This window comes from Anoxybacillus tepidamans PS2 (genome assembly GCF_000620165.1).
Classification (GTDB): domain Bacteria; phylum Bacillota; class Bacilli; order Bacillales; family Anoxybacillaceae; genus Anoxybacteroides; species Anoxybacteroides tepidamans_A.
This window is the reverse complement of record NZ_JHVN01000038.1, coordinates 1-10,276: the sequence shown is the minus strand read 5'-3', so window position 1 is coordinate 10,276 and position 10,276 is coordinate 1. Positions and strand designations below refer to the sequence as shown.

At 41.5% G+C, this 10,276-nt stretch carries 7 protein-coding genes and 2 riboswitches; all 7 genes read left to right on the top strand.

The genetic code is table 11. The features are described 5' to 3' along the window. Positions 1–415 precede the first annotated feature (415 nt). Positions 416–964: a DUF3231 family protein gene (locus N667_RS0117155; protein WP_027410646.1), complete on the top strand. Its 549-nt coding sequence runs from the start codon at positions 416–418 to the stop codon at positions 962–964. Positions 965–1,219: 255 nt separating this feature from the next. Further along, complete coding sequence (locus N667_RS0117145) at positions 1,220–2,170, top strand: AAA family ATPase (RefSeq protein WP_027410645.1); 951 nt, start codon at positions 1,220–1,222, stop codon at positions 2,168–2,170. An 8-nt stretch (positions 2,171–2,178) separates the two neighbouring features. Then, positions 2,179–3,372 carry a DUF58 domain-containing protein gene (locus N667_RS0117140; RefSeq protein WP_232223989.1) on the top strand — a complete coding sequence of 398 codons (1,194 nt, stop codon included), beginning with the start codon at positions 2,179–2,181 and terminating at the stop codon, positions 3,370–3,372. A 4-nt stretch (positions 3,373–3,376) separates the two neighbouring features. Continuing rightward, a complete protein-coding gene (locus N667_RS0117135; RefSeq protein WP_232223988.1) occupies positions 3,377–5,515 on the top strand; it encodes a DUF4129 domain-containing transglutaminase family protein in 2,139 nt (712 codons plus the stop codon). A 32-nt stretch (positions 5,516–5,547) separates the two neighbouring features. Beyond that, positions 5,548–5,649, top strand: a riboswitch (purine riboswitch). Positions 5,650–5,746: 97 nt separating this feature from the next. Next, positions 5,747–7,267, top strand: coding sequence for a glutamine-hydrolyzing GMP synthase (guaA, locus tag N667_RS0117130; RefSeq protein ID WP_035099251.1), 1,521 nt, complete (start codon positions 5,747–5,749; stop codon positions 7,265–7,267). A gap of 85 nt (positions 7,268–7,352) precedes the next feature. Next, positions 7,353–7,454: riboswitch (purine riboswitch) on the top strand. Between the two features lie 122 nt (positions 7,455–7,576). Beyond that, on the top strand, positions 7,577–8,902 hold the full coding sequence (locus N667_RS0117125) for an NCS2 family permease (RefSeq protein ID WP_027410641.1): 1,326 nt from the start codon (positions 7,577–7,579) through the stop codon (positions 8,900–8,902). A gap of 243 nt (positions 8,903–9,145) precedes the next feature. Further along, a complete protein-coding gene (locus N667_RS0117120; protein ID WP_027410640.1) occupies positions 9,146–9,691 on the top strand; it encodes a GNAT family N-acetyltransferase in 546 nt (181 codons plus the stop codon). The last annotated feature ends 585 nt before the right edge of the window (positions 9,692–10,276 follow it).

Below are 10,276 nucleotides of genomic sequence, written 5' to 3'. Positions count from 1 at the left end.
AGGAAAAGACCAACATATAAACTAAGAAAAAACAAGGAAAAATCACTTGATATTGTGCGAAATTATTATCTAATGAATGGGCGGCATGATGTAATCTAAAATAGGGTTAGAAAAGGATTATCTCTACAATTAGGAGATAATCCTTTTTTGTTTGAGCCATAGACTAGACGATGGCCATTTCATGTTATTAACTGATCAAATAGAAAAAGTAAGCGAAGACAAACAGATGTACAAAGCCTAAAAAGGAAATAGTGCCCGAAAATATTACAGTTGAACCCATTATAGCCTCGACACAAATGTTAAGGAGAATAAAGGATTAGAAACCTTTAAAAACCAATATGAATGGCGAATACCGCTATTGTGTCTTAGAGATGATAAAACTTGTGGTTAAACCACCAAGAAAGGAAGTTCTACAATGAATATGCTTCAACTAGGGAGGGTTATTATGGGAATTTTAAGCGGTAATCCACAAAATGAACCGATGCATTATGGTGAAGTGTTTGGGGTTTGGAGTTATCTTACTGCCAACAAAGGTTTGATAGCTGGATACGAAACGTTCATCAATCATACTGGTGATAGTGATTTAAGACAGATTCTCGAAGATATGGTTCAAACGATGAGACAAGAGGCTGAACAAGTTGAGCAGCTGCTTAAAGCAAATGAAGTCGCCTTACCTCCTTCTCCGCCGGAAAGACCAGCTTCTTCATTGGAGAGCATTCCTGTAGGCGCTCGATTTAATGATCCTGAAATCGCCGCTTCCGTTGCCAAGGATCTCGCAACTGGATTAGTGGCATGTAGCCAAGTCATGGGTCAATGCATTAGAGAAGACATTGCCATGATGTTTGGGCAATTCCACGTGACAAAAGCGCAATATAGCGCACGGATGTTGCGAATTATGAAGGAAAAAGGATGGTTAGTTCCTCCGCCGCTTCACATTCAAACGAAAGAACCTGTACATGCATAACAAAGCTTTAGTTAAGCCCCATTATTTTTGGGGCTTTTTAACATAATCCACCGAGAAGTCTCAAGTGTAGGTGGGGGAGGTTTATGGAATGGGGTGCGTTGGCATTGCCATTTACTATTGGTTTCGTTTTCTAAAGGCACAAATAAAATCAATTGTTTACATTCTTTATTTTTCCAAAAGGATTTTCCGCTTAATTACTCGAATAAAAAACATGTTATTAACTTATTTTACAGAAACTTAAAGGGGAATAGAAGAATGCTGAAAAATGAATCGTTACAGCCAATGATCGCTGCAATGATTGAGAATATAGAAAAAGTCATTGTTGGAAAGCGAGAAATCGCTACATTAAGCACTGTTGCGCTCTTAGCGGGTGGGCATGTATTACTTGAAGATGTACCGGGCGTTGGAAAAACAATGCTTGTGCGAGCGATTGCAAAGTCTATAAATGCTCAATTTAGGCGCATCCAATTTACACCTGATTTACTTCCGAGCGATGTGATCGGTGTCTCGATTTATAACCAGAAGGAAATGCAATTTGAATATAAACCCGGTCCTATTATGGGCAATGTTATTCTAGCCGATGAAATTAATCGCACGTCCCCGAAAACACAGTCCGCTTTATTAGAGGCGATGGAAGAAGGAAATGTCACGGTGGACGGAGTGACGAGGCCTTTGCCGCGTCCGTTTTTTGTGATGGCAACGCAAAATCCCATTGAATACGAAGGAACGTATCCACTGCCAGAAGCGCAGTTGGATCGCTTTTTATTGAAACTAAAAATGGGTTATCCGTCGTTGGCCGAAGAAATCGATATACTAAATCGAATGGAGAACATATCCCCGATTGAGGAATTACAGCCAGTGATTGATGTTGAAGAGCTGTTGTCATTGCGTCAAAGCGTTAAAAAGGTGTATATCGATGAACGAGTGAAGCGATATATCGTTGAAATTGTACAACGGAGCCGTTCGCATGCGTCAGTCTATTTAGGAGTAAGCCCGCGCGGCTCGATTGCATTAATGAAGGCAGCGCAAGCGTATGCGTTTATGCATCATCGCGATTTTGTCATTCCAGATGATGTACAGCTGTTAGCACCATATGTACTGTCTCATCGAATTATATTGAAGCCAGATGCAAAATTCGATGGAATTTCCGCTGAGCATATTGTTGCTGAGATTGTTGCTAGAACACCTGTACCGTTTCAAAGGTAGTGGATGGTATGAAAAAACGCATTCAGTTTATACGGCAAATGGCAGCGGTTGTCGGTTTATTAGGAATTCTCTTTTCGTATGCAATGTTTCAAGGAGGTTTTGTTAGTTGGTTTTTATTTTATAGTTTCCTCCCGTTCGGGTTATATTCTTTGACGATAATGCTTTACCCGCTCCGTGCGATAAAGATAGAAAGAGTATTAGAAAAGAGGCGATATCATGCCGGTGAAACATTGACAATTACTATTCAAATGACTATGCCTATCTTTTTTCCCATCGCATATATGATCGTCGAAGAGAAATTGCCGCATTCGCTACAGAACGTAAAACGGAGCAAAACGGTTTTAATGCCCTGGCGCAAAGTCGGTTCATACGTTTATGAAATTGATGATTTGCCGCGTGGAGAGCACATATTCGAGATAATTCATGTAAAAATGACGGATTTATTGGGGCTCATTTTGAAGGAAGCTACCTTTTCCATAAAAGATGTGGTAGTGGTATATCCACGTTACGTAGAAATGAGATACCGAAAGATGGAATGGCAATTAGAAGAAGGAGCTGCTTCATCGCTAAGTTCTCTTCACCGGGATCGGACCATGGCTGTCAGCGTTCGTGAATATACGCAAGGAGACCGCTTCTCATGGATTCATTGGAAAGCGTCCGCTCGAAAAAACGAACTGATGACAAAGGATTTTGAAGAAAGACAAAGCGAGGATATTGTTGTGTTTCTCGACCGCACTCCGACGGAATTATTTGAGGAAATGGTCACATTTACTGCTTCTTTCATTCGAGCAGCAATAAAAAAAGGTGTACAAACCGGATTCGTAGCGGTAGGCCGCAACCGTATTGCCGTTCATGCACAAGGAGGAGAGGCCCATCTTCAGCGGCTATTTTATCATTTAGCAACAGTGACATGTGACGGCGAAGAAAAATTTGCCCGCACGATTCAGCAAGAGGCAATGCAATGGCCATTATCCTTTTCGTTTTGTTATGTTACTTCCCGACTCGATCAGGAAACGTTATCAGTTATCAAAGATTTGGCTATAAGGAATCGTCGTGGTGTCGTTTTTTTAATTAAAAAGCAAGGGTCCCATGTGACAAAAGACGAAAAAGAAGCAGCTGAGCAGCTGAAGAAAAAAGGGATTATAACCATTGCAACGTCACCGCAGCATTTTACGAATGCGTTATTTGAAGGTGGGAAATAAAAAGGTGGAACAAAGCCGTACAAAAAAATTTTTATTGTATTTGTTTGCTTTTTGGCTTTTGTGGGAATGGCTGATGCCCCTTGAAACAGTTTCTGACACAAAAAACGTCGGTGTGTTTATTGCTTTTATAGCGTTTTGTTTTCTTTTGTCATTTTTGCAGGTGCGATTCTGGCTGGCTGCATGCCTAAAGCTCGGGTACATTTTTTACGCCGTAAATCATTTGTTTTTTCATGCGCCTTTTTTTTCATTTCTTTGGATGCCGAAACTTTTGCAAGAAGTAATCGACCACATCCCTATTATTGCTCATTTTCGTTGGATCGAAATGACTGATGTTTTCCGCAGCTTCCTATTTTTCTTATTGCTATGGATGCTGACATATCTTGTGCAGTATTGGCTGTTTATCCAGAGAAGAATTTTATTGTTTTATGCTACGACTGTGGCGTATGTTTCTGTGCTGGATACATTTACAGCTTTTCGTGGCAATGGGGCGATTGTAAGATTAGTGGCAGGAGGTTTTTTCCTGCTAAGTTGGCTTCAGTATGAAAAGCTCCCTGGAACAAAACAATATAAAAAATGGTTGTTTGTATGTACGGCGAGCATCAGCTTATCAATATTTGCTGGATATATCGGACCGAAGCTTGTACCGCAATGGCCTGATCCGATTGCCTTTATAAAAAGGTATACACAAGAAGCAGAGCAAGGAACATCCGGTTCATCTGTCAAAAAAATCGGCTACGGAAACAATGACTCCCAATTGGGCGGTCCTTTTATTGCGGATAATGCCATTGTGTTTACAGCCGAAGACAAACAAGACCATTATTGGAGAGTAGAAACGAAAGATATATATACGGGAAAAGGGTGGATAGCGAGAGACGACGTTCAAATACAAACGTTTGCAGACGAAAATAATGTTCACCGCTGGTTTGAAGATGGTGTGAAGAAAGAAGTGTTAACGGCTAAAGTCCACACAGCCCAGCCATATACGTATTTAATTTATCCAGAGGGATTAAAGAAAGTGAAGGGACCAGAGGGCGTTGTGTTTCGTTTGCAAGTGGCGAACGAAAAAATTTATCCGACCGACCGTGAATCGTATATTTTTGCTTTACAAGAGTATGAACTGACATACGAATATCCGACGTTTTCAGTAGAACAACTTAAGGCCGCTCGTCCGCTGACCGATGAACAAATGCTTAAGCGTTACACGCAGCTCCCGGAAAGCTTGCCTAAACGGGTTCGTGAACTCGCGCAACGTATTGTTGCCGGAAAAACGACGACATATGACAAAGTGAAAGCTATTGAGCAATACTTCCATCTCAATGGATTTGTTTATGAAACAAAAGATGTAGCGGTGCCGCGCGGGAAACAAGATTATGTTGATCAATTTTTATTTGAAACAAAAAAGGGATATTGCGATAATTTTTCAACGTCAATGGTAGTATTGCTTCGCTCGCTTCATATTCCAGCCCGCTGGGTCAAAGGATATACATCGGGCCAATGGATCAGTAAGACGGATGATGGAAAAAACGTCTATAGCATCACCAATAAAAATGCTCATTCATGGGTAGAAGTCTATTTTTCGGGAATCGGTTGGGTGCCGTTTGAGCCTACGCAAGGATTTAGCAATCCGTATGAATTTACCCAGCCCGTTTCGGAAGTAAAGCCGGCTCCTGCACAACAGTCGCCGCATTCTGTAGAGAAGCGTACAAAATTAAATGATGTGTTACGTGGTGAACAAGTCTCATCGACGAACTGGAAAGACAAAATAGCCACTATGTTTGACTGGCGCACCATCGTAGAATTAATGATCGGTTGTGCCGCTATTGCTTGGCTGCTGTACCGATTTAGAAGAAAATGGTGGCCGTATATAACGTTATGGATGTTTAGACAAAAACATGGGAACGAACTGTTTATTAAAGCGTACGTTTCGTTATTAAGACATTTAAAAGACTACGGGTTAAAGAAAAAGGAAGGGCAGACGTTACGCCAGTATGCTGCATATGTCGATGAATGGTTTGGAACAAAGGAAATGAGTCAGTTAACCAATCTGTATGAGAGAGCGATTTATCGGAACGAGAATGTAGATACTGAATGGAACAAAATAAAAGAATTATGGGAAAATTTAATAAAAAGAACAGCGTCTTGACCTTTATGGGAAAGAGTTGATAGAATGGACTAAAATTTAAGACGATGTACCTTCGTATATCCTCGATAATATGGTTCGAGAGTCTCTACCGGGACACCGTAAATGACCCGACTACGAAGGCAGATGATTCTATTTTGCTAGAATTCTGCCTTCGTTTTTTTGTGAAGAAGGTGCGGATTCTAGTTTTTTATTACTCGGATCGAGGTGATAATTGTGCAACAAAATCAAGAAATGATTGTCGTGCTTGATTTCGGAAGTCAGTATAATCAATTGATTACTAGACGCATCCGTGAGTTTGGTGTATATAGCGAGCTTCATCCACATACGATTACTGCTGAGGAAATTCAAGCTTTGAATGCAAAAGGAATCGTGTTTTCCGGCGGTCCGAACAGCGTATACGATGAAAACGCCTTTACATGTGACCCGCGTATTTTTGAATTGGGATTGCCGATTTTAGGGATTTGCTACGGCATGCAGCTAATGACTCATCATTTAGGAGGGAAAGTCGAAAAGGCGACACATCGGGAGTATGGAAAGGCGACGATCCAGGTAGAGCAAGCTTCGAAGCTGTTTGAAAATCTCCCGACTGAACAAGTTGTATGGATGAGCCATGGCGATCTAGTGACAGAGACGCCGGCAGGATTTACAGTGAATGCGACAAGCATTTCGTGTCCGATCGCGGCGATGAGCGATGAAACAAGAAAATGGTATGCTGTGCAGTTCCATCCGGAAGTGCGTCATTCGGTGTATGGAAATGATTTGCTAAAGCGCTTTGTGTTTGATGTGTGCGGGTGCAAAGGCGATTGGACAATGGGAAGTTTTATTGATAATGAAATCCGTAAAATTCGCGAGCTTGTTGGCGGTAAAAAAGTTCTTTGCGCACTAAGCGGCGGTGTTGACTCCTCTGTTGCTGCAGTGCTTGTGCATCGAGCAATTGGTGACCAATTAACGTGTATTTTTGTCGATCATGGCCTGTTGCGCAAGGGAGAAGCGGAGAGCGTGATGAAAACGTTCCGTGAAGGCTTCAACATGAACGTTATTAAAGTGGACGCGAAAGAGCGCTTTTTGAATAAGTTAAAAGGAGTTTCCGATCCAGAGCAAAAACGGAAAATTATTGGAAACGAATTTATTTATGTATTTGATGACGAAGCAGCGAAGCTTGAAGGGATCGAGTTTTTAGTTCAGGGAACTCTTTATACCGATATTATTGAAAGCGGAACGGCGACAGCGCAAACGATTAAATCGCATCATAACGTTGGCGGTTTGCCAGAGGACATGAAATTTAAACTCATTGAACCTCTGAATACTCTCTTTAAAGATGAAGTGCGCGCCCTTGGTACAGAATTAGGGATTCCAGACGAAATTGTATGGCGTCAGCCGTTCCCAGGACCAGGGCTAGGTATTCGTGTGCTCGGCGAAGTGACCGAAGAAAAGCTAGAGATCGTTCGCGAATCGGATGCTATTTTAAGGGAAGAAATTAAAAAAGCAGGACTCGATCGCGAAATTTGGCAATACTTCACGGTGCTTCCGGACATTCGCAGCGTCGGCGTCATGGGGGATGCGAGAACATATGATTATACAGTCGGTATTCGCGCGGTGACATCGATTGATGGTATGACTGCCGATTGGGCTCGCATTCCATGGGAGGTACTAGAAGCGATTTCGACGCGAATTGTGAATGAAGTGCCTCATGTGAACCGTGTTGTATACGATATTACAAGTAAACCACCGGCAACCATTGAATGGGAATAAACACGAATAAAAAACGAACATTTTGATAAAAATGTTCGTTTTTTGTTGACGACCTTTACTCTGGTTGATAAAATATAGATGAAAAGCGAATATTGTCAAAATACGTCGTATAATCTCGGGGATATGGCCTGAGAGTTTCTACCAAGCTACCGTAAATAGCTTGACTACGGGGTATAATGAAGGGAAGAAGTATGTCTTCGTCAATGCCATTTGAGAAGACGATGCTTTCTTGATGTTCGTTATCCCTATAGTCAACGCTTCCGGTAGTCTGCTGGAAGTGTTTTATTATTTTTCAAGGGGGATCGAGAAGTGAGAAAGTATTTTCAGTTTGATGAGCTGGGCACAAACTATCGCACAGAGATTATTGCTGGTTTAACAACGTTCTTATCAATGGCTTATATTTTATTCGTAAACCCTTTTACGCTTTCGTTAGGAGCGGTGAAGGATTTTCCGAACGAACTTCGGATTGATCAAGGTGCGGTGTTTGTGGCAACTGCGTTAGCTGCTGCATACGGCTCGATCTTGATGGGAGTTTTAGCAAGATATCCAATTGCTTTAGCTCCGGGAATGGGATTAAACGCGTTTTTTGCATTTACTGTTGTATTGCACATGCAAATTCCTTGGCAAACAGCATTAGCTGGTGTATTTGTATCTGGAGTCATTTTTACGATTTTATCATTAACGGGAATTCGTCAGAAAATTATTGACGCGATTCCGGTAGAGTTAAAATATGCCGTTGGTGCGGGCATCGGTTTATTTATCACGTTTATCGGTCTGCAAAACGCTAAAATCATTGTCGATAATCCAGCGACGTTAGTCGGCTTAGGCGATTTTAAAGATGGCAATACACTGTTGGCGATTTTTGGTTTAGTCGTTACAGTGATCTTAATGGTACGAAAAGTGAATGGCGGCGTTTTTTATGGCATGGTTATTACAGCGATTGTAGGTATGATTTTCGGCTTAATTAAGGTGCCGCATCAAATTGTTGGCGCGATTCCAGACATTTCACCAACATTTGGTGTCGCAATCAAGCATTTGCCGGATATTTTCACTTTGAAAATGCTTGGTGTTGTTCTAACATTCTTTATCGTTGACTTCTTTGATGCGACTGGAACGCTTTTGGCTGTGGCAAACCAAGCGGGATTATTAAAAGACAATAAATTGCCGCGTGCCGGAAAAGCATTGCTTGTCGATGCGACAGCTGTATTAGTTGGTTCAGTGTTCGGAACGTCCACAACGACTTCTTACATTGAATCTTCAGCAGGGGTAGCAGCGGGCGGACGTTCAGGTTTTTCAGCGGTTGTTACGGGAATTTTGTTCTTATTAGCATTATTCTTCTCGCCGTTATTAAGCGTTATTACCGCTCCGGTAACAGCGCCGGCTTTAATTATCGTAGGGGTATTAATGGCGTCTTCAGTTGGTGAAATTGATTGGAAGAAGTTTGAGGTTGCGGTTCCAGCGTTCTTTACGCTCATCACAATGCCGCTTTCTTACAGCATTGCGACGGGAATTGCGGTTGGATTCTTGTTCTACCCAATCACGATGATTTTAAAAGGCCGCGGAAGAGAAGTTCATCCAATCTTGTATGTATTGTTCTTCATTTTCCTTGCTTACTTTGTATTTTTAAGAGAATAGAACAGGTTGAAATGACTTAGACCAATTCGTTGATTTGCGAATTGGTCTTTTTATTTTAAACATTAAATCCAAGTACGATAATGCAATGCTTCTATTTACAAAAAAAGATTTTTGGTCCAATTTTTAGAAAAATATGTTAAAATGACTTTTAATATATTTATCACGAAGTCTTTCGCCTCTAAGTGGAGTAAAGACGGAAGAGGTTCGTTTATCGTAAAAACACAAGGAAAAGGGGGAATACATATGTTTATTTGTTCTATTGATCGGGATGTTTATTTGAAGTTGTTAACACGTGAAGACACAGAGCGTTTGTTTGCTTTAGTTGACTCGTGCAGACCGCATTTGCGACAGTGGCTCCCATGGGTTGATGCAGTGAAAACAGCAGAAAATTCTAGAGCGTTTATTGAAGGAGGATTGAAAAAGTTTGTTGCAGGCAATGGATTTGAAGCAGGGATTTGGCATAAAGGGGAGCTCGCAGGGGTCATCGGCCTTCATTATATCGACCGCAACAATAGAAAGACGAGCATCGGCTACTGGTTAGGCGAACAGTTTCAAGGTCTTGGGTTGATGACAAAATCATGTAAGGCTTGCATCGACTACGTTTTTCAAGAGTTGAAATTAAATCGAGTTGAAATTCGCTGTGCGGTAGAAAATCAAAGAAGTCGAGCTATTCCGGAGCGTTTAGGATTTGTGAATGAAGGAACGATAAGAGAGGCAGAATGGCTTTATGACCATTTTGTTGACCATGTTGTATATGGGATGGTTGCGAGAGAATGGAGTGCTAATTAATATAGAAGCATGCCGCTAATGAAACAGGCGGCACGCTTTTTTGAACTATGTTTAAAATGGATAAAAATAACATGTATATACTTATTGACGTGTTATGCAAATTGGTGTTATATTATTAAAGCCGTTGCGAAACGGCACAAAAAATTTTAAAAAATAGTTGACGTAAAAAAAGATAAATGTTATATTATTAAAGTCGCTTTTGAAAGAAGCTAACTAAATGATGTTCTTTGAAAAAAGTCGCTTTTGAAAGAAGCTAACTAAATGATGTTCTTTGAAAACTGAACAAAACGAAGCGTCAATGAGAAAAGCGAAGGCGAGCGTTTAACGCCGAAAGGAAAATGTTCTTCCGACGAGACATGCTTGCATGTCGGCGGAGGAAGGTTATTTTCCGCAAGGCGTTGCGAGCCGAAGCTAGACAATAAAGAAAAGCTGAGGACGCCCGATGATCGGCGAAACGCGCTGTAGGGCCTGCGAGGAGGCTATCGCCGCCGCAGCAGGACCGAAGCGTCGCGAGCCGATGGCGTCCGAAGCTAGACAATCAGCCAATCAAATTTCTTTGGAGAGTTTGATCCTGGCTCAGGACGA